We start from the raw sequence: 21,757 nt of genomic DNA, 5'->3' as shown, positions 1-21,757 counted from the left end.
ATGAAAAAAACCGTACTGTTTTTTTTATGTTTCATTTTTTTTACGGCTTCCTTTTCCCAGAATACCGAGCATAAACCCAAAATCGGATTGGTTTTAAGCGGAGGCGGTGCGAAAGGACTGGCCCATATAGGCGTGCTCAAGGAAATTGAAAAGGCAGGCATAAAGATCGATTATATCGGCGGGACCAGTATGGGGGCCATAATTGGCGGGTTGTACGCTTCAGGATATACGGCCAAAGAGCTGGATTCTATTTTCAGGGGGACAAATTTTGACGAATTGCTGCAGGATTTTGTGCCCAGGAACAATAAGACATTTTACGAAAAACACAATGATGAGATATATGCCCTGACGCTGCCTTTTCAAAACCTCAGGATTTCGGTACCCAGAGGGATTTCAAAAGGGATGTATAACTATAACCTAATCAGCAGGCTGACGAACAACGTCCGGTACATCCGGGATTTCAACGAACTTAAGATTCCTTTTTTGTGTATTGCCACCAATGTGGAAACGGGTGAGGAAGTGGTGTTCAATAAAGGATCTTTGCCTTTGGCACTTTTGGCCAGCAGCGCTTTCCCGTCGTTGTTTTCCCCGGTGGAGATCAATGGCAAATATTATATAGATGGCGGGGTTACCAATAACTATCCTGTGGAAGAAGTCCGGAAAATGGGAGCAGATATCATTATCGGGGTCGATGTCCAGGATGATTTGAAAACCAGCAGCCAGATTAAAGGAGCCGCGGGAGTTTTGGTACAAATCTCAAACTTCCAGATGCTTCAGAAAATGAAGGAAAAGAAACTCAAAACCGATATTTACATCAAACCGAACATTGACGGATTTACCGTAATTTCATTCGAGCAGGGCGAAGCCATTATAAACAAAGGGGTGGAAGCGGCAAAATTGGTTAAAGGCAGGCTGGATTCCTTAGGGACTAATTATAAAGCCGTGCCCACACATTCAAAACTGGCCGATAGTCTTAATATTAAAGATATTGAGGTTGTAGGTTTGAAGGATTATACGAAATCGTATGTGCTGGGAAAACTAAGGTTCAACCCCAAAAGGAAAACCAGTTATATCGATTTGCATAGCGGGATCAACAACCTGAATGCTACTCAAAATTTCAGTTCCATCAATTACAAACTGGCCAAGGAGAACGAAAACCAAGACAACCTGATCCTGGAAGTCCGTGAAAACCCGGTAAAAACTTTTATCAAGCTAGGGCTGCATTATGATGACCTGTTCAAATCCGGAGGGCTGATCAATATCACGAAAAAGAAATTACTGATCAAGAATGACGTGGCTTCTTTCGATTTTATCCTTGGGGACAATATCCGATATAACTTCGATTATTATATTGACAATGGTTTTCATTGGAGTTTCGGTTTCAAATCCAAATTCCAGCAGTTCAACAAAACCTCTAAAACAGATTTCAACGGCGGGATGACGCTTTCGAACCTGGGATTGAATTCCATCAATGTGGATTACCTCGATTTGTCGAACCAGGCGTACCTGCAGACCATTTTTGCCCAAAAATTCCTGATCGGTGCCGGTGTGGAACATAAATTCATGAAAATTTCCTCTAATTCCATCCAAAACACCACGACGTATTTTGATAACAGCCATTACCTTTCGGTTGTAGGGTTCCTGAAATACGATTCCTTCGATAATAAATATTTCCCGAAGAAAGGCTGGTATTTTTTAGGGGATTTCCAATCGTTCCTCTCTTCGACAGATTACAATAACAATTTTTCGAAATTCTCAACCTTTAAAGGAGATATGGCCATAGTGCACACTTTTTTTAAGAAAATTGCCGTAAAACTGCAATCTGAAGGAGGTTTTAATGTGGAGAAAAACACGAACAGCGTTTTTGATTTCGTTTTGGGAGGCTACGGTTTCAACAAGATAAACAATATCCGTCATTTTTACGGATATGATTTCCTGGAACTTTCGGGGAGTTCTTACATCAAAGGGAGCATGACCCTGGATTATGAGTTCGTTAGGAAAAGCCACTTGAATTTTACGGCGAATTATGCCAATATCGGTAGGGAAATATTCCAGACCAACGCCTGGATTTCGCACCCTAAATATTCGGGATATGGCTTGGGCTACGGCATCGAAACCTTTATCGGGCCAATTGAACTGAAGCACAGCTGGTCGCCGGAAACTAAAAAACACTACACTTGGTTTACCGTCGGTTTTTGGTTTTAAAACAATTTTTTATTAAATAAAAAGCAGAAAAACAATTTTTTTGTGTGAATGTTTTTAAAAAAGCCTATTTTTGGGACACTAAAAACCAAACAATATATTTTATGTCTATTTGGAAGAAAAAATCATTGACACTGTTACTGGCAGAAGCATCGGAATCTGAGAAAGGATTAAAAAGAACTTTAACGGCCTGGTCACTAGTAGCTTTAGGGATAGGAGCGATCATCGGAGCCGGATTATTTGTAAGAACGGCTACCGCAGCTGCACAGAATGCAGGGCCATCGGTAACCATTGGGTTCATCGTAGCGGCTATAGGCTGTGCATTGGCAGGGCTTTGTTACGCCGAACTTTCTTCTTCCATTCCAATTTCAGGAAGTGCTTATACTTATACCTATGCGACAATGGGGGAACTTTTGGCATGGATTATTGGCTGGGATTTGATTTTGGAGTATGCAGTAGGAGCCGCAACCGTAGGGATTGCCTGGAGCGAATACCTCAATAACCTGCTGGTCAATGTATTTCATACGAGCCCCATTCCTTTCGAATGGTCTCATTCACCTTTTCAGACTTCTGCAGACGGAGTGAGCGGTATCATTAATTTGCCTGCGTTGTTTATTGTTGCAGCGATTAGTTTGCTTCTGATAAAAGGAACACAGGAATCCGCTTTCGTAAACGGTATCATTGTAGTAGTTAAAGTGGCTATTGTAGTGATGATTATCGCTTTCGGATGGAATTTTATCAATCCTGCGAACCATACGCCATATATTCCTGAAACTTCTGTTTTTGTGGATGAACATGGTGTCGGGCATAAGTTCGGCGGTATCATGGGGATTCTCGGAGCGGCCGGAACCGTATTTTTTGCCTTTATCGGATTTGATGCAGTAAGTACGGCAGCACAGGAAACCAAAAACCCAAAACGCGATATGCCGATAGGGATTTTAGGATCATTAGCAGTATGTACAGTATTGTATATTCTTTTTGCGCATGTATTGACAGGCCTTGAAAATGTTGAGTTTTTCAGAACCGGTGGTAAAGAAGCTTCGGTTGCCAACGCAATCACATCGGCAATGGGAACAGATTATGCATGGCTGGCCCAATTTGTAACGGTGGCTATCCTTGCTGGTTTCTCTTCTGTAATCCTGGTAATGTTGCTGGGACAGTCAAGAGTATTTTATTCTATGGGTAAAGACGGTTTGTTGCCAAAAGCCTTTGGTGACTTGCATTCAAAATATAAAACACCTTACAAAGCGAATCTTGTTATCCTGGTTATTGTGGGATTATTTGCCGCTTTCGTGCCGGGTGACATTGTTGGTGATATGACCAGTATCGGAACTCTATTCGCATTCATCCTGGTTTGTATTTCTGTAATCGTATTGAGAAAAACCAATCCTGAAATGAAACGTGAATTCAAAACACCTTTCGTTCCATTGGTACCAATCCTTGGTGTAGGGGTTTGCCTTGCCATGATTTACGGATTAGGCTGGACAAACTGGTTAAGGCTGATCGGATGGTTGGTAATCGGACTGGCTATTTATTTCTTATACGGAAAGAAAAACAGCGTCCTGAACAACCCGGATAAAGAATAACGATATACTAAATTATAAAAAACCCAAAAAGAACCTCTTTTTGGGTTTTTTTATTGCATTCATTTTCAATAAAATTCCGATATTTGTTTTATGGTAAAGTCATGGACAGGTTTATTGCCGCATCTTAAATTCCTCATCAAGAGAAATCCTGAATGAGTTGTTACTTAGCGGATTAGTTAATTGACAGATTGGTTAATTAACACATTCGCCTATTCGCTAATGTATTAATCTTCTTAATTGGAAAAAAATGCCACTATATCATAAACTGGGGAATTTCCCCCAAAAAAGACATACGCAATTCGAAAAGCCAAACGGTGGTTTGTACTACGAACAGCTTTTTGGAACAGAAGGTTTCCACGGGCATTCTTCGTTATTGTATCATGTCCACAGGCCTACACAGGTAAAAGAAATCCTCAAATCCTATTCGGTCGAGCCTAAAATCGCGATTGGGAAAAACATAAAATCATTATTGTTCAAAGGTTTCGAACTAAAGCCTGAAGATGATTTCCTGGACAGCCGCAAAGCCATGCTGGTTAACCGGGATTGTACCATTGGACTGGCCGCACCGAAAAAATCGCTTCGGGAGTATTTCTACAAAAATGCCGATGCAGACGAGATGATCTTCATCCATAAAGGAAAAGGCAAACTGCGCACCATGATGGGGAACATCCCTTTCGAATATGGCGATTACCTGATTATTCCGCGTGGGATGATCTATCAGATTGATTTTGAGACTTCGGAAAACCGTTTGTTCTATGTAGAGTCATTTACCCCTTTTTATACGCCGAAACGCTATAAAAACGAATCAGGCCAGCATTTGGAACATTCCCCGTTTTGCGAACGTGATTTTATTTTGCCAAGCGAATTGGAAACACACGACGAAAAAGGTGAATTCCTGATCAAGATCAAAAAAGAAGGCATGATGCATGAAGTACTCTATGCCACGCATCCTTTTGATGTTGTGGGCTGGGACGGCTATAATTTCCCGTATGGTTTCAGCATCCATAATTTTGAACCGATAACCGGGCGTGTCCACCAACCGCCACCGGTGCATCAAACCTTTGAAACCGCGACTTTCGTAGTGTGCTCTTTCTGCCCTCGTTTGTACGATTACCATCCAAAGGCCATTCCGGCGCCTTATAACCACAGCAATATAGACAGTGATGAAGTGCTGTATTATGTTGATGGTGATTTTATGAGCCGTAACAATATCGAACAAGGACATATCACATTGCATCCTAAAGGAATCCCACACGGTCCCGCACCAGGCGCCATGGAGAGAAGCATCGGGCATACCGAAACGCAGGAATTGGCCGTAATGGTCGATACCTTCCGTCCGCTAATGGTTACAGAAGAAGCCATGGGATTGGACGATGGGAAATATTATAAATCCTGGGTGGAATAATTTTTGAATTAGCGTGTATGCGAATGAAATAATTAGCTCATCTTAGATAAATATGATTAACTAAAAAACAGAATGAATTTTACTAATAGTGAGAGGTATAAAACAAATCCAATTTTAAGAGAAACTTTCGAATTTTCGATTTTAATTGTAAAATATTCCGAACTATTAGACGAGTATAAAAAGTATGTAATTTCAAAACAAATAATTCGCTCAGGAATATCAATAGGTGCTAATGTTAAAGAAGCCCAAAATGCTGAAAGTAAAGCAGACTTCATTCATAAACTTAAAATTGCTTTAAAAGAGGCTGATGAAACTGAGTATTGGTTATTTCTTTGTGAAAATTTGGAATCATATCCAAACCCGAAAGAATTAATCGAAAAATTGAATGGAATTATAAAATTATTAAACAAGATAATTAGTACATCCAAAAGCAATTCGCTTATCCGCTAATTATCAAATTAACTAATTAATTATGAGTAACGAAATAAAATCAGTTGAATACGGACTGGAAAAAATATTTGAAGGAGCACAGGATTTCTTACCTTTATTAGGGACAGATTATGTGGAATTTTATGTGGGTAACGCAAAACAAGCTGCCCATTTTTATAAAACAGCATTTGGATTTCAGTCTTTGGCGTATGCCGGATTGGAAACCGGAGTGAAAGACAAAGCTTCTTATGTATTAAAGCAAGATAAAATACGTATCGTATTAACAACGGCTTTAAATAGTAATTCTCCGATTGGAGAACATGTGAAAAAACATGGTGATGGTGTAAAAGTAATCGCCCTTTGGGTAGAAGACGCCCGTTCGGCTTTTGAAGAAACTACAAAACGCGGTGCTAAACCTTACTTTGAACCGGTTGTAGAAAAAGACGAAAATGGAGAAGTAGTACGTGCGGGTATTTATGGTGCTTATGGTGAAACGGTTTTTGTTTTCGTAGAAAGGAAAAATTATAACGGGATCTTCATGCCAGGGTACCAAGAGTGGAAATCTGACTATAATCCGGCTCCTGTCGGATTGAAATATGTTGACCATATGGTTGGGAATACAGGTTGGAACAGGATGAATGAGGCGGTTAAATGGTTTGAAGATGTCATGGGGTTTGTAAACTTCCTTTCGTTTGATGACAAACAGATCACTACGGAATACTCTGCATTGATGTCTAAAGTAATGAGTAACGGAAACGGAAGGATTAAATTCCCAATCAACGAACCGGCCGAGGGAAAAAAACGTTCTCAAATTGAAGAATATTTAGATTTTTACGAAGGCGAAGGAGTACAGCACATCGCTATTGCCACAGACGATATTATCTCAACAGTGGCAGAAATGAGAGCTCGTGGAATCGAATTTTTAAGCACACCGCCACAAGCCTATTACGATGCCATACCGGAGAGATTAAAAGACCATATGGCGAAATTTAAAGAAGATATCAATGAACTTCAAAAATTAGGTATCATGATTGATGCGGATGAAGAAGGCTATTTATTGCAAATCTTCACCAAACCGGTAGAAGACAGGCCAACATTGTTTTTTGAGATCATCCAGAGGATGGGAGCCAAAGGTTTTGGTGCCGGAAACTTCAAAGCTTTGTTCGAATCTATTGAAAGAGAGCAAGCTAAACGAGGAACTTTGTAATAAAAAGACATTTTTCTTAACAATTCACTAACATCTGCCTTTAAAACGATGCTATTTTTGATAAAAAAATGTTAAAGTTGATTTTTCGTTGAATTAAATGAATTTATAGCCTACCTTTGCAGAGCAATTAAGAGGGGTGGTTCCCTCAAATTGTATAAATTTTCATAATTTATAGTTTTTTGGTTGGTTAATAGCATAAAAACTCAGTCATTTTTTGGCTGGGTTTTTTTGTTTTTAGTATTTTTGGAATGAATATTGTATTCTTCTTTCACCAAGGATATAAAAACAACACAAAATGAAAAGGAATCTACTATTATTCGTCCTACTTATCTCTGTTATTGCCAAAGGGCAGGACAGCGCCTTCGAAACTGGTGAATGGTTCAAATTCAGGATCCACTATGGTTTGGTTACTGCAGGTTATGCCACACTGGAGCTAAAGGAATCCACTAAAAACAATAAAAAAGTCCATTATGCGGTAGGTTACGGTTACACGACCGGTATGACCAAAATGTTTTTCAAAGTAGAAGACCATTACCAGAGTTTTTTCGATAAAACTACTACAAAACCCTATCAGTTCCTACGCAAAATCGATGAAGGCGGCTATACGAAGAACCAGGAAGGCATATTCAACCAAGATAAAAATACCGTCTTCGTCAAAGATTACAAGAACAATACCGAAAAAACATTCAATGTCACAGAAGACATCCAGGATATCGTTTCCTCGTTTTACTACCTAAGGAACCATCCCAACATCGATAAAATGAAGGTTGGGGAAGCCATTATGATCGATATGTTTTTCGATGATGAAATTGTGAAATTTAAGCTAAAATTCATTGGAAGGGAAACAATAAAAACTACTTTTGGGAAAGTAAAAACCATGATTTTCAGGCCACTGGTACAGTCCGGCCGCGTTTTTAAAGAAGAAGAAAGTTTAACTGTCTGGATTTCAGACGATGATAATAAAATACCTTTACGGATCAAAGCCAGTTTGGCTGTTGGTTCGCTTAAGGCTGATTTAGAATCCTTCAAAGGGCTCAGACATCCTTTTATGGTAATACCTGATAAATAAATTATGAGTAAATTTTCAAATATCGTCCAGGAAATTGACGATAAATACAAAGCATTAAATCAAAAAACCGAAGCGCATCTTGAAGGCCTTTTATGGTCCAAACCTATTACCTACTGGGATTACATCCAGACGGACGCCCTTTTGAGCCTTCAGGTACAGCGAACCGTCTTGCCCGATGAGAATGTGTTTATCATGTACCATCAGATCAATGAATTGTTGTTTAAAATGATTTTGTGGGAAATAAAGCAATTGTCTTACACGGAAAAACCATCCACAGCATTTTTTACCGAAAGATTGATGCGCATCAGCCGTTATTTCGATATGCTGACCACTTCGTTTACTATTATGGGAGACGGAATGGAAGTGGACCAGTACATGAAATTCCGCCATACCTTAACACCTGCGAGCGGTTTCCAAAGCGCGCAGTACCGTATGATCGAATTTTGTTCCACAGACCTGATCAACCTGATCGATCATCGTTTCAGGGCTACCATAGACAGGAATACGCCTTACGAACATGCTTTTGAGCATTTATACTGGCAGGCTGCCGGAAAAGATTATACCACCGGGGAAAAATCGTATTTCCTGAAGGAATTCGAAAAAAGATATAAAAAGGAATTTTTGGATTGTATGGAAGAATACAACACCATCAACCTTTGGAGGAAATTCAAGGAAATCCCGGAAGGCGACCAGAAAAACCCGGAACTAATTGCTGCCATGCGCCATTACGACCATACGGTAAACATAACTTGGGTCATGGGCCACTTAAATGCCGCACGGAAATATATCGATAACGGAAAAGGTGATGGGGAAGCCACCGGAGGAAGCGATTGGAAAAAATACATGCATCCAAAGTACCAAAGAAGAATATTTTTTCCCGAACTTTGGTCTGAGCAAGAGTTAGCGACTTGGGGTGAAGGTGAATAATCAAAAAAAACAGATCATTTGAAAAAATTTATAACGCTTTTTGTCATTGCGCTAGTAATTATTTCATGCAAAAAAGACAATGAGAAATCCGTTCTGCCTTTAAAAAAGCCGGAACCGATCGTCTATGATTTTGGTTTCCGCCTCAATGATTTTTCGGTTATCAATGATACGATCCGGAAAGACGATACTTTCGGGAGTATTATCGAAAAGCAAAACCTGAACGGGAAACAGGTGTATGATATTATTGCCAAAGTAAAAGATTCCTTCAACGTGAGGCTCGTACGGATAGGAAAACCGTATACGATGCTGCTTTCAAAGGACAAAACGAAAAAGCTCCAATATTTTATCTACCAGCCGGACCAGCTTAATTATTATGTGGTCGATTTCAGGGATTCCATTGCGAAAGTCAATAAGAAAAAGAAACCGATTACTTTCAAAAGAAGGACCATTTCGGGACAATTGGACGGTTCATTATCTGAAACACTCAAAAACGAAGGAGTTGCCGCGTCCTTGTCCAGCGAATTGATCAACGTATACAAATGGTCTATCGATTTTTTCAAATCCAAAAAAGGAGACAGGTTTGCCGTTACTTTTACCGAAAGGTTTATAAACGATACTATTTACGATGGCATTGACAGCCTGCATGCCGCCTTTTTCGAATACAAAGGCAAGAAAATCTATGCCTTCCCGTTCAAGCAGAATCCTTCCGATAGGAAAATGGATTATTATGACGAAGAAGGGAAAGCACTGAAAAACTTCTTTCTTAAAGCACCTCTTAAATCCATCAATATTACCTCCAGGTTTTCCAAAAGCAGGTTCCATCCTGTACAATTGCGCTGGAAAGCCCATAGCGGAACCGATTACGCCGCTCCTACGGGAACACCTATCATGTCAACGGCAAGCGGTGTTGTGGAACAGGCCGGATACACGGCAGGGAATGGGAATTTCGTAAAAGTGAAGCATGACAGGACTTATTCGACACAATACCTGCACATGTCCCGTATTTTGGTACGCCGCGGGCAACATGTCACACAAGGCCAGGTTATCGGGAAAGTGGGTAGTACCGGTTTGGCAACGGGGCCACATGTATGTTATCGTTTCTGGAAAAACGGCAAGCAAGTAGATGCCCTGAAACTCAAATTGCCCAATTCCGCCCCTATGGATAGTAAAAATAAGCCAAGGTTCATTGACTACATGACTCCATTGAAAAGAGAGTTGGACAGCGTTGCGGCGTTGCAATAATTTTCGCAGTTTTGCACCCCGTTTTATTGGAACCATTGCAATCCCGAAAACAAGTGCTGCAGGAGGGAATTTCGGCTTTCTGCCTGCCGGGAAAGAAATTTAAAACTAAAATTGTAATTTCGCATTTAATTCGGGAATAAAAGAATCAAAATACACGAAGCATCAAAAAATGGCATTACCGTCTATAAATCCTACAGGGACACAGGCCTGGAAAAAACTTTCAGAACATTTTAAGGAAATACAAGATGTTTCCATGCAGGAAATGTTCCGGGAAGATGGTTTGCGTGCCCACGAATTCCATATCCAGTGGGAATCTTTTGTAGTGGATTATTCCAAAAACAGGATCAACCGGAAAACCATCGATCTGTTACTCGATTTAGCAGAAGAGGTTAAGCTCAAGGAAGCGGTTTCCGATTATTTTTCGGGAGAAAAAATCAACCGTACCGAAGACAGGGCGGTACTCCATACGGCTTTACGGGCCAATCCAAACGATACGGTCCTGGTAGACGGACAAAATATCGTCCCTGAAATCTTTGAAATCAAGAACAGGATCAAGGCCTTTACCGATCAGGTTCTTTCCGGAACGATACAAGGTTTTACAGGCAAGGCATTTACCGACATTGTCAATATTGGGATTGGCGGTTCCGACTTGGGGCCGGCGATGGCTGTTGAAGCGCTTCAATTCTATAAAAACCACCTGAACATCCATTTTATTTCAAATATCGATGGGGACCATGTGGCGGAAACCCTTTCCAGGTTAAATCCGGAGACCACATTGTTTGTGGTGGTATCCAAAGCTTTCACCACACAGGAAACCCTTTCCAACGCTCAAACGGCCCGAAAATGGTTTCTTGCCGGTGCAAAAGAGCAGGATATTGCCAAACATTTTGTGGCGGTATCTACTAATATAGAAAAAGCTACAGCTTTCGGGATAACCGAAAAAAACATCTTCCCGATCTGGAATTGGGTAGGCGGACGGTTTTCGCTGTGGAGTGCTGTAGGGCTGACTATTAGCTTGGCTGTAGGTTTCGATAATTTCGATAGATTGCTGTCTGGGGCCAATCAGATGGATAAGCATTTTAAAAACACTCCTTTCCGGCAAAATATACCTGTAATCCTGGGGCTTTTAAGTGTTTGGTACACCAATTTTTTCAACGCCGGAAGCGAAGCGATCATCCCGTATACGCAATACCTGAAAAAACTGACGCCTTACCTGCAGCAGGCTGTAATGGAAAGCAACGGCAAGAACATTGACCGAAACGGTAATCTTGTCAATTACCAAACAGGAACGGTGATCTGGGGAGAGCCGGGAACCAATGCCCAGCATGCTTTCTTTCAATTGATACACCAGGGGACAAAACTTATTCCTGCTGATTTTATTGGGTTTGTACAATCCCTTCACGGCGATAAGGAACACCATAACCAATTGATGTCCAACTTTTTTGCCCAGACCGAAGCCTTACTCAACGGCAAGACAGCGGCAGCGGTAAAAACCGAATTCGGACAACAGGGCATTATAGGCGAAAAAGCGGATTTCCTATTGCCTTTTAAAGTTTTTCAAGGAAACAAGCCTACCAATACGATTCTGATCCAATCACTGACCCCTGAAACTTTGGGCTCCCTGATTGCTATTTACGAGCATAAGATTTTTGTCCAGGGCATCATTTGGAATATCCCAAGTTACGATCAATGGGGTGTCGAATTAGGAAAGCAACTGGCAAGCTCAATTTTGGAAGAAATTAACATTTCAGGCGTAAAATCCCACGATTCTTCTACCGAATTTTTATTGAATTATTTTCTGAAAAATGCATAATTCCTGAAAAACGCCGTATTAATTCAATAAAAAATCAACATTTATTAAGAATATTCAATTTTTTAGAGTTTTTGGTTGATATTATGCAAGCATATTATTAACATTAAGTTAACATTAGTGATAATTATTTGTGTCAATTTTGCACAAACAAAAAATTAAACATCACACAATGAGAAACATGAAAAATTGGTTTTTAGTGACTTTCTTTTTCCTTGCCCTTTCCTCAGGATTCGCTCAAGGGAAAATTACAGGTATGATTTTCGACGACAAAGGAGCCTTACCTGGCGCCAATGTAGTTATTGAAGGGACATCTGTAGGGACAACATCAGATTTTGATGGAAGTTTTACATTAAACACAACAGCTGCCAATGGTAAAGTTGTTATTTCATTTTTAGGTTTTAAAACGGCTAAAGTTGAATTTTCAGTAGCCAGCGGCAAAACAGTTGATTTAGGTACAATCGTTTTGAAAAGCGATGATAATGTATTGGGCGAAGTTGTAGTAACTTCTACCGTTATCGACATTGCCAAAGACAGAAAAACTCCGGTAGCTTCTTCAACTATCAAAGCTACAGAAATCAGAGAAAAATTAGGATCTCAGGAGTTTCCTGAAATCTTAGCGAATACACCTTCGGTATATGTAACCAAGCAAGGAGGAGGTTTTGGAGATTCAAGAATCAATATCCGTGGTTTTTCACAGGCTAACGTTGCAGTTATGATTAACGGGGTTCCGGTAAACGATATGGAAAACGGAGCAGTTTTCTGGAGTAACTGGGCCGGTTTGTCAGATGTGACTTCTGCCATGCAGGTACAAAGAGGTTTGGGTTCTTCCAAATTGGCTATTTCATCTGTGGGAGGAACAATCAATGTGATTACAAGAACATCAGATATCAAGCAAGGTGGTTCTATTTCAGCAACTATGGGTAATGACGATTTTATCAAAACAGTTGCTTCTTATTCTACCGGTAAAATGAAAAACGGATTCTCTGCTTCTGTTTTATTGAGTAACACAGCTGGAGATGGTTATGTTAACGGAACGAAATTCCAAGGACAAAATTATTTCATTGGGTTAGGATACCAATTCAATGAAAAACATGATTTGCAATTTACTTTTACAGGAGCGCCTCAATGGCATAATCAGAGATCTTTTGCAAATCACTTAGGTACTTATCTTAAGTTCGGTCAAGGTGGTGAACCAAATATAAAATATAACTCTGATTGGGGTTATTTAAATGGGGAAGAATTTTCATGGGCAAGAAACTACTACCACAAACCGGTAGCTTCGTTAAACTATGATTTTAAAATTAACGATAGAATGAAATTGTCTTCTGTAGTTTACGGTTCATGGGGCCGTGGAGGAGGAACTGCCAGTGGAGGTAAAAGCCCTTTTTCATATAAAACTGCAAGCGGAACTGTTCCGTTTAATGATTTTGTTGATTTTAACAGCGGTACTTATAATTCGGCGACAGGTCAGACAGTTGCCCCTTTTATTACGGGTCCTCAAGTGGCGCCTAATGCAAACGGAGAATATGTTACGAGCAGATCAGTTGGTTTTACAAGAGTTGCCAATGTGAACTCACATGATTGGTATGGAGCGGTAATCAATTTGAATACTAAATTGACAGACAAATTAACACTTGATTTCGGTATTGATGCCAGAACATATACTGGATACCATTTTAGAGTGGTAAGTGACAGATTGGGTGCTGATGCATACAATGCGAATTTAGCAACAGGAACAGGAGGCTCTTATGTGGCAAATGACATTAACAATCCGGTACAGACATTTTATCAGTCGTACGATGCTACTCCAAGCTTCAACCCTTTCTCAAATGTAAAAGACCTTGAAAAAATAGAGTTCAATAATAACGGTTTGGTAAGATGGTACGGTGCTTTCTCTCAGTTGGAATATTCGACAGAAAAATTATCCGCATTCATTCAGGGCGCAATTTCCCAACAAGGATTCAAAAAAGAAGATGCTTATACTTATTTGTTAAGCGATCCTTTACATGAAACAGGTTATGAGAATATCTTAGGAGGAAATGTCAAAGGAGGCGCAAATTATAACATCAACGAACAGCACAATGTTTTTGCTAATGCAGGATATTATTCAAAACAACCTTTCTTTAATGCAGTTTATCCAAACAGAAGATCCATTGTTAACGGAAATCTAGTTAATGAAAAGATTTTAGGCTTCGAAGCCGGTTATGGTTTCCGTTCTGCTAAATTCAATGCTTCGGTTAATGGATACTATACGAACTGGAAGGACAGGTACCAACGTGCCAATGATGCTGCAGCTGATAATGTTGGTGGATATTATGATTTTACAGGAATTACTGAAATCCATTCAGGTGTAGAGGTAGAATTAAATGCGAAACCATTACCCAAATTAGGATTGAACGCGATGGTTTCTGTAGGTGATTGGAAATACAGCGGAAACAGTAAAAGTAACAGATACGATATCAATAACCAGTCTTTAGACGGTGGGACATCTCCAACATTATATTTGAATAACATAAAAGTAGGTGATGTTGCGCAAACTACAGCTTCTATCGGTGCGAACTATGAAGTGGTTAGAAATCTAAAAGTAGATGCTAATTACAGATATTCTGATAAATTGTACGCTTCTATTTCTCCAGATAAATTTGGTACAGAAGTGAATAAAGGAACATTAGAATTGCCAAGTTATGGTTTAATGGATGCTGGAATTTCATTCAAAATCAACACAACCAAAGACAGCAAGGATTATTTCACTATGAGATTCAATGTTAACAACGTTTTGAACGAAGTTTATATGTCTGAATCCAGAACCAATCAGTTTATTGCTACTGAAAATGAATTCAATACAGGAACAGGTGATGGAAAAGGTGTATTGATTAACGGTGCAATTGTTGCAAACACCAACTTAAAAGGTACTGGTAATGGCCAATATCCTACCTATCAGGATTATTTAAACAGAGGTACTTATGATGGTATTGATGTAAGAAACCAGGTATTCTTCGGATTTGGAAGAACATGGAATTTCACATTCTCATACAATTTCTAATCATACGATTTTGATACAATTCAAAGCCACACTTACTAAGTGTGGTTTTGTTTTTTTACTTATATTTGTTTAAACTAAAACAAACAAAAATGTACGATTTTATTCAAAAATTCCACTCCGGTTGGGCATACCTGGTGTTGTTGTTCCTGGTTATTGCTGTAGCCAACAGCGCGATAGGCTTCACTTCCAAAAAAGAATTTACCGCTAAAGACAGGACAATGGCCCTGCTTGGATTGATTGCCACACATTTGCAGCTCGTGATTGGTTTGCTGGTATATTTTGTATCACCGCTTGGTTCTTCCGCTTTTGGGGAAATGAAAAACGCGGCTTTGCGTTTAACATCACTGGAGCATCCGCTGATCAATATTATTGCAATCGTATTGATCACCATCGGTTGGTCAAAACATAAAAGGACACAGGAAAGCACCGCAAAATTCAGGTCTATAGCTGTATTTTACGGATTGGGCCTGCTGCTGATTTTAAGCAGAATCCCATGGGCACTATGGTTTTAAAGTAAGTTAAAAAGTCCTAAAATTATAGGGCTTTTTTGTTTTGGGTATGGTATTTGTAAATAAGTGAGTAATGTTAAATAAAGCAATCATGAGAGATAGATTTCTATTGGTAGTTACCACCACTATAGCCATTGTCTTAATTTCTACTTTTTCATTTAAGAAATTCAGCAGGACCTCTTTCGCGCTTCATAACTATGCACTTCAGGATACGGTCAAGGTAGACTCAACCGCCATACTGGACAGCCTGATTATTGAAAGCGAGGGCCTTTACAATTATAAACTGTTCAAGTCAAATGCACATGCTTCGTATTACGCCAAAAAATTCCATGGCAAAAGAACAGCAAGCGGGGAGCGGTTTGACAATAACAAGTTTACGGCAGCACACCGGAAATTTGCTTTCGGTACAAAACTCCGCGTGACGAACCTGCGTAACGGGAAGTCTGCTATTGTGACAGTAAATGACAGAGGGCCGTATGTACGGGGACGGGAAATTGATTTGTCCCGAAAAGCCTATATGTACCTGGCCGTCAATAAAGGTGGAGGGGAAATGAGGGTTAAAATCGAAGTGGCCCAGTTAAAACCCGAACCGCCTTTGCCTTCGCCTCTTACCAGTCCTTAAAAGGATGGTTGCTTAAGTAGGCATTGTAATACCGGTTATCGCCGGTGACTTCCTGCCCCAGCCAATTTGGTTTTTCAAAGGTTTCGGTTTCTGAATGCAATTCGATTTCAGCCATGACAAGCCCTTGGTTGTCGCCAAAGAAAACATCAACTTCATAGGTGTGAAGGCCAAAAGGGATTTCGTATCTCGTTTTGTCGATTACACCTTTTTCGCATAGTGCCAGTAATTTTTCGGCTTCCGCCAAAGCAATTTCGGTTTCCCATTCCAATCGGGTAGTACCGGATGCGTTCCCTTTCCCTTTGATGGTCAGGAAACCCTTTTCCCCCTTGATCCTGATGCGCACGGTACGTTCCGGGTCCGAATTGAGGTACCCTTGCACAATCCTGTTTTTGGCTGCAGCCAAAGTGATAAAAGCATCACTGGATACTAAAAATTTGCGTTCAATTTCAATCATAAAATAAAAGTTAGGCTAAAGATATATAAATTTGTGTGATGAGTGATCTAACGCCACAGAGAAAAATTATCCATGTTGATATGGATGCTTTTTACGCTTCGGTCGAGCAGATGGACAACCCTGAATTGAAGGGAAAACCATTGGCTGTCGGCGGAAGTGAATCACGTGGTGTGGTTTCGGCAGCAAGCTACGAAGCCCGGAAATTTGGGGTACGCAGTGCCATGAGTGGCTTGCAGGCGAAACGGTTGTGCCCGGAACTTATTTTTGTCAGGCCACGGTTTGAGCGTTATACCGAAATTTCCAAAAAAATACGCAAAATCTTCCGTGACTATACAGATCTGGTTGAGCCTTTGTCGCTCGATGAGGCCTATTTGGATGTTACCCAAAACAAGAAAGGGAATCCCAGTGCCACGCTGATCGCACAGGAAATCCGTAAACGCATTTTTGATGAAGTAGGCCTTACGGCTTCCGCAGGGATTTCGGTTAACAAATTTGTGGCCAAGATAGCATCGGATTACAATAAGCCCAACGGGCAGAAGACCATCAATCCGGAAGAAGTCGAGGCTTTTCTGGAAGGCCTGGATGTCAAGAAATTTTACGGGATCGGCAAAGTAACCACCGAAAGGATGTATTATTTGGGGATTTACACCGGAGCCGACCTGAAATCAAAATCAATCGAATTCCTGGACGAGCATTTCGGGAAAAGCGGAAGGCATTATTATTATTTGGTCCGCGGCATTTCAAACAGCGCCGTTAAACCCAACCGAACCACTAAATCCGTTGCGGCAGAACATACTTTTTATACCAACCTGACTTCGGAAATTTTCATGGAGGAAAAACTCGAGCGCATTGCCGGTGAATTGTCCCGAAGGCTGCAGAAACACAAGATTTCGGGCAAAACGATAACCTTAAAAATCAAGTATTCCGATTTTACACAGCAAACAAGGAGCAAGACATTGCCCTATTTCATATCGGACAAAGGACTCCTTTTTGAAACGGCCAAAGAATTGCTTTATCAGGAGCGGATGAAAGATTCCGTGCGGTTGTTGGGGATTTCGCTCAACAACCTCAATACGGAAATCAAAAAATCGGTAGTGGTCCAGCTGCGTTTTGAGTTTTAGTATGCCTGTACTGGGATTTTCGGATTGCCACTTCAATAAAAAACCCGGCATTTTAGGCCGGGCTTTATTTTTTTATGAAAAGCTACTTATTCGATTTCCGAGATACGCAGCGTATTGACCATTCCTTTATTGGCCACCGGCATCGCAGCCAGGTTTACCAGCATATCGCCTTTTTGGACAAAGCCCTTGTTTTGGGCAATCAGGTTGATGTCATCAATTGTATCGTCTGTACTGACGAATTTATCATATAGAAAGGCATTGACACCCCACAGCAGGTTTAATTGCGTTAAAATGCGCTTATTTGAGGTGAAAACCAGGATATGCGCATGTGGCCGCCAAGCCGAAACCTGAAAAGCGGTATAGCCGCTGTTGGTTAGTGTAGTGATGGCTTTCGCCTGGATGTCATTGGCCATGACCGCACCATGGTAACAGATGTTCTTGGTGATGTAACGGTTGGTTTTGATTTGTGGCTGGTTCTGAGGGACCTGGATTAATGGCGAATCTTCAACAGCTTCGATAATCTGGGTCATTTTTTCAATTACCTGGACCGGATAATTACCCACCGAAGTTTCCCCGGAAAGCATAACCGCATCGGCACCATCCATTACAGAGTTCGCCACATCGTTTACTTCGGCCCTGGTTGGTGTCAAGCTGGTAATCATGGTTTCCATCATTTGGGTAGCCACAATAACAGGGATACGGGCGGTTTTGGCACGGTGGATTAATTTCTTCTGGATAAGCGGTACTTCATGCGCCGGGATTTCAACACCCAAATCGCCGCGGGCCACCATCAAACCATCACAAAAAGCGACGATCTTGTCAATATTGGCTACAGCTTCGGGTTTTTCTATCTTGGCTACAATAGGGATTTTATGGTCGGAATTGGTATTGATCAAATCCCTTAACTCTTCAAGATCTTTAGGAGTCCTTACAAAAGAAAGGGCAATCCAGTCCACATTGTTTTCAATAGCGAACAAGGCATCCTTGATGTCTTTTTGGGTTAGTGCCGGCAAAGATACTTTGGTATTCGGCAGGTTGACTCCTTTTTTTGATTTCAGCGGCCCACCCTGTATTACACGGCAAACGACTTCTGTTTCTTTATTGGTTTCTACGGCTTCAAAAATCAGTTTCCCATCATCGAGAAGGATTCTTTCACCAGGATTGACGTCTTTTGGGAACGCTTTGTAATTCATATAGACCCTTTGTGAAGTTCCCGGTACATCTTCGGCGGTCTGGAAAGTGATCAGGTCCCCGTCGTGTACGACTACATCTTCTTTCATTACGCCTACACGCAGTTTAGGGCCTTGCAAATCAGCAAGGATTGCTGTAGTGTAACCGTTTTCGTCGTTTAGTTCGCGGATGATCTTGATTCTTTCCGAAACATCGGTGTAATCAGCGTGGGAGAAATTGATCCGGAAGACATTCACCCCGGCTTCAATCATATCTTTGATAACTTCTTTTGTGCTGCAGGCCGGGCCTAGCGTAGCGACAATTTTGGTCTTTTTTCTTGTAGGCATTTTTAAAAAATTAAATTGTTTTTTGATTTGATTTCATTGGCATCCACTTCATATACTGTGCTGATGGAATCAATCTTGTTGAGTTTACTGATAATATCTTTTATTTTAATCTGTTTGTCGTGTTCTATCTTTAGGAAATAATCCACTTTTTTTAATTCGGAAACCAAGGCAATCTGCGTCATGAGCGGGCTGCTGTCGAACAGGTTTGCAGCGTTTGTCTGTACGGGCAATTCGATTTCCTGCTTGTTCTGGATCAAATTCCAAAGCATCATTTTTTCTTCGTCATCAAACGTAAATCTTGAAAAGGAAGCTTTTTTTTTGTTGATTTCGATAGGGATCTCGCATTGGTTCTTACTGAGCGAAATGGTTAAATTCTGGTTTATCTTGAACGCCAGGCGGTAATCTTCGAGAGTGGTATGGATTGCAACCAAATTGTAATCTACCTGGTCAAAATCCTCAAGTTGTATTTTATGAATCGCCATAGTATATTCAAAATAAATGTAAATATACTATTTTCTATTGTTTATTAACTACTTTAGGAAGTTAGGTTTATGCTAAATAATTGCCGGAATTTTTATTCGATTTTGCCTTTTGGACATTATTTGCTGTCAATTTCCGCCTGAAAAACAAAATAGGCTCTTTTGGAGGCGATTTCTTCGGCTTTCTTTTTGGAAGTGGCCCTGGCTTTGGCTACGATTTTGCCGTCAATACTTAATTTAACGCCAAAATATTTCAGGTTCCCCGCATCTTCATCATCGTAAATATCATAATGGAATGTTTTTTTCTCTTTTTGGCACCATTCTATGAGCAAGCTTTTGTAGCTGATGACTTTGCCTTCCAGTTTGTCTATGTCTACATACGGCTTGATTACTTTTTTGTGGATGAATTTCTCGCAGAAAGTAAATCCGCGATCCAGGTAAATGGCACCGACAAAAGCCTCAAATAAATTTCCATGGATATTTTCCCCGAAATTATGCAGCGAGACCTTGCTCTCCAGGAACTGGATCAGGTTGAGGTCTTTCCCTAATTCGTTCAGGTGTTCCCGGCTCACGATCTTGGACCGCATTTTGGTCAGGTATCCTTCGTCCCCGGTAGGCACTTTGTTGAACAGGTGCGCCGCAATTACCGACCCCAACATGGCATCACCCAGAAATTCCAGCCTTTCATAATTTAAAGGGTTGCCATGTTCGTCGATGGTATTCATGGACCTGTGGGTAAAAGCCCTGCGGTAATGAAAAAGATTCATAGGCTTGAATCCCAGGATTTGCTCAATTTTTGCAAAAAAAATCCCGTCTTCTGGAGAACGGGAATTTGAAAATATTTTTCTAATAATACTCATAAACAGAGCTTATTAATCTATTTTTTTGAATAATACACAAGCGTTGTGCCCGCCAAACCCGAAAGTGTTGCTCATCGCTACTTTTACATCTCTTTTTTGAGCTACGTTAAGCGTTAAGTTCAATTCAGGATTGATATTTTCATCTACAACCGTATGATTGATAGTAGGAGGAACGATTCCGTGTTTGATTGACAGTACCGAAGCAATGGCTTCAATGGCACCGGCAGCTCCCAAAAGGTGTCCGGTCATCGATTTTGTGGAATTGATATTGATATTTTTGGCATGCTCCCCAAAAACATGGCTGATGGCTTTCAATTCGGCAACATCCCCAAGCGGCGTTGAAGTTCCGTGCGTATTGATGTGGTCAACCTCTTCAGGTCTCATTCCTGCGTCTCTTAGCGTGTTTTCCATTACTGCAATCACACCGATTCCTTCCGGATGAGGTGCAGTCAGGTGGTACGCATCGGAAGACATTCCGCCTCCGCCCAATTCGCAATAGATATTTGCCCCACGTGCTTTGGCATGCTCGTATTCTTCCAATACCAAAGCTCCGGCTCCTTCGCCCAAAACAAATCCGTCGCGTGTAGCGTCAAAAGGCCTTGAAGCTGTTTCCGGGCTTTCGTTTCTGGTTGACAAAGCCTGCATGGAGTTAAAACCGCCCATACCGGCAATGGTTACAGCTGCTTCGGAACCACCAGAGATGATAACATCGCACATTCCCAAACGGATATAGTTGAAAGCATCGATCAAAGCATTCGCAGAAGAAGCACAGGCAGATACCGTAGTATAATTTGGACCCATAAAACCATTTCTCATCGAAATATGGGCAGGTGCAATATCAGCAATCATTTTTGGGATGAAAAAAGGGTTGAAACGAGGTGTCCCATCTCCTTTTGCATAACTTAAGACTTCTTCCTGGAAAGTTTCCAAACCGCCAATTCCGGCACCCCAGATAACACCGACTCTCTGTTTGTTAACGTTGTCGTTGGTAATTCCTGCGTCCTTTATGGCTTCTTCACTTGCAGCAACGGCGTACTGTGCGAATTTATCCATGCGTCGGGCCTCTTTTTTGTCTATATAGTCCTCTACATTGAAGTTTTTTACTTCGCAGGCAAATTTAGTCTTGTGTTTTTCGGTATCATAATACGTAATTGGAGCAGCACCGCTTTTTCCGCTTATTAATGCGTTCCAATATTCCTGAATATTGTTCCCGATAGGTGTTAAGGCGCCTAATCCTGTTACTACTACTCGCTTTAGTTGCATAGTTTAGTT

The 21,757-nt window shown here is 40.8% G+C and carries 18 protein-coding genes; 13 read left to right on the top strand and 5 right to left on the bottom strand.

Going from position 1 to position 21,757, the window contains the following annotated elements; genetic code table 11:
* The 12 genes from E4635_RS06225 (at nucleotide 1) to E4635_RS06170 (ending at nucleotide 16,054) form a co-directional block, all read left to right on the top strand.
* Nucleotides 1–2,205, top strand: a complete 2,205-nt coding sequence (locus E4635_RS06225; RefSeq protein WP_135525766.1) for a patatin-like phospholipase family protein — start codon at nucleotides 1–3, stop codon at nucleotides 2,203–2,205.
* 101 nt (nucleotides 2,206–2,306) lie between these two features.
* The gene (locus E4635_RS06220; RefSeq protein ID WP_135525765.1) at nucleotides 2,307–3,788 is read left to right on the top strand and encodes an amino acid permease; all 1,482 of its coding nucleotides are present in this window, start codon (nucleotides 2,307–2,309) and stop codon (nucleotides 3,786–3,788) included.
* A 247-nt stretch (nucleotides 3,789–4,035) separates the two neighbouring features.
* Nucleotides 4,036–5,193: a homogentisate 1,2-dioxygenase gene (locus tag E4635_RS06215; protein WP_135525764.1), complete on the top strand. Its 1,158-nt coding sequence runs from the start codon at nucleotides 4,036–4,038 to the stop codon at nucleotides 5,191–5,193.
* Nucleotides 5,194–5,265: 72 nt separating this feature from the next.
* Nucleotides 5,266–5,643 carry a four helix bundle protein gene (locus E4635_RS06210; RefSeq protein ID WP_135525763.1) on the top strand — a complete coding sequence of 126 codons (378 nt, stop codon included), beginning with the start codon at nucleotides 5,266–5,268 and terminating at the stop codon, nucleotides 5,641–5,643.
* A gap of 22 nt (nucleotides 5,644–5,665) precedes the next feature.
* The gene (hppD, locus tag E4635_RS06205) at nucleotides 5,666–6,829 is read left to right on the top strand and encodes a 4-hydroxyphenylpyruvate dioxygenase (protein WP_135525762.1); all 1,164 of its coding nucleotides are present in this window, start codon (nucleotides 5,666–5,668) and stop codon (nucleotides 6,827–6,829) included.
* A 295-nt stretch (nucleotides 6,830–7,124) separates the two neighbouring features.
* Nucleotides 7,125–7,898 carry a DUF3108 domain-containing protein gene (locus tag E4635_RS06200; RefSeq protein WP_135525761.1) on the top strand — a complete coding sequence of 258 codons (774 nt, stop codon included), beginning with the start codon at nucleotides 7,125–7,127 and terminating at the stop codon, nucleotides 7,896–7,898.
* 3 nt (nucleotides 7,899–7,901) lie between these two features.
* The gene (locus tag E4635_RS06195; protein WP_169630211.1) at nucleotides 7,902–8,825 is read left to right on the top strand and encodes a tryptophan 2,3-dioxygenase family protein; all 924 of its coding nucleotides are present in this window, start codon (nucleotides 7,902–7,904) and stop codon (nucleotides 8,823–8,825) included.
* Between the two features lie 18 nt (nucleotides 8,826–8,843).
* Nucleotides 8,844–10,067, top strand: coding sequence for a M23 family metallopeptidase (locus E4635_RS06190; protein WP_135525759.1), 1,224 nt, complete (start codon nucleotides 8,844–8,846; stop codon nucleotides 10,065–10,067).
* Nucleotides 10,068–10,236: 169 nt separating this feature from the next.
* Nucleotides 10,237–11,880, top strand: coding sequence for a glucose-6-phosphate isomerase (pgi, locus tag E4635_RS06185; protein ID WP_135525758.1), 1,644 nt, complete (start codon nucleotides 10,237–10,239; stop codon nucleotides 11,878–11,880).
* Nucleotides 11,881–12,049: 169 nt separating this feature from the next.
* On the top strand, nucleotides 12,050–14,923 hold the full coding sequence (locus E4635_RS06180) for a TonB-dependent receptor (protein ID WP_169630210.1): 2,874 nt from the start codon (nucleotides 12,050–12,052) through the stop codon (nucleotides 14,921–14,923).
* Nucleotides 14,924–15,012: 89 nt separating this feature from the next.
* Entirely contained in the window at nucleotides 15,013–15,435 is a 423-nt protein-coding gene (locus E4635_RS06175; protein ID WP_135525757.1) for a hypothetical protein, read from the top strand.
* A gap of 88 nt (nucleotides 15,436–15,523) precedes the next feature.
* Nucleotides 15,524–16,054: a septal ring lytic transglycosylase RlpA family protein gene (locus E4635_RS06170; protein ID WP_135525756.1), complete on the top strand. Its 531-nt coding sequence runs from the start codon at nucleotides 15,524–15,526 to the stop codon at nucleotides 16,052–16,054.
* On the opposite strand, the gene E4635_RS06165 is transcribed toward E4635_RS06170, so the two are convergent.
* Nucleotides 16,041–16,508, bottom strand: coding sequence for a CYTH domain-containing protein (locus E4635_RS06165; RefSeq protein WP_135525755.1), 468 nt, complete (start codon nucleotides 16,506–16,508; stop codon nucleotides 16,041–16,043). The two genes, E4635_RS06170 and E4635_RS06165, sit on opposite strands and share 14 nt — an antisense overlap.
* A gap of 38 nt (nucleotides 16,509–16,546) precedes the next feature.
* On the opposite strand from E4635_RS06165, the gene dinB reads away from it, so the two are divergent.
* The gene (dinB, locus tag E4635_RS06160) at nucleotides 16,547–17,629 is read left to right on the top strand and encodes a DNA polymerase IV (protein WP_135525754.1); all 1,083 of its coding nucleotides are present in this window, start codon (nucleotides 16,547–16,549) and stop codon (nucleotides 17,627–17,629) included.
* A gap of 86 nt (nucleotides 17,630–17,715) precedes the next feature.
* On the opposite strand, the gene pyk is transcribed toward dinB, so the two are convergent.
* The 4 genes from pyk to fabF all read right to left on the bottom strand — a co-directional run bounded on the left by pyk (nucleotide 17,716) and on the right by fabF (nucleotide 21,748).
* Complete coding sequence (gene pyk / locus E4635_RS06155; protein WP_135525753.1) at nucleotides 17,716–19,146, bottom strand: pyruvate kinase; 1,431 nt, start codon at nucleotides 19,144–19,146, stop codon at nucleotides 17,716–17,718.
* Between the two features lie 2 nt (nucleotides 19,147–19,148).
* Nucleotides 19,149–19,628 carry an IPExxxVDY family protein gene (locus tag E4635_RS06150; RefSeq protein ID WP_135525752.1) on the bottom strand — a complete coding sequence of 160 codons (480 nt, stop codon included), beginning with the start codon at nucleotides 19,626–19,628 and terminating at the stop codon, nucleotides 19,149–19,151.
* Nucleotides 19,629–19,744: 116 nt separating this feature from the next.
* Nucleotides 19,745–20,485, bottom strand: coding sequence for a ribonuclease III (gene rnc / locus E4635_RS06145; RefSeq protein ID WP_135525751.1), 741 nt, complete (start codon nucleotides 20,483–20,485; stop codon nucleotides 19,745–19,747).
* A gap of 12 nt (nucleotides 20,486–20,497) precedes the next feature.
* Nucleotides 20,498–21,748, bottom strand: coding sequence for a beta-ketoacyl-ACP synthase II (gene fabF, locus E4635_RS06140; RefSeq protein ID WP_135525750.1), 1,251 nt, complete (start codon nucleotides 21,746–21,748; stop codon nucleotides 20,498–20,500).
* Nucleotides 21,749–21,757 lie beyond the last annotated feature (9 nt).

This window comes from Flavobacterium humi (genome assembly GCF_004745595.1).
In the GTDB taxonomy this organism is placed as follows: Bacteria; Bacteroidota; Bacteroidia; order Flavobacteriales; family Flavobacteriaceae; genus Flavobacterium; species Flavobacterium humi.
The sequence above is the reverse complement of the archived record's forward strand: the minus strand, read 5'-3'. Positions and strand labels throughout refer to the sequence as shown.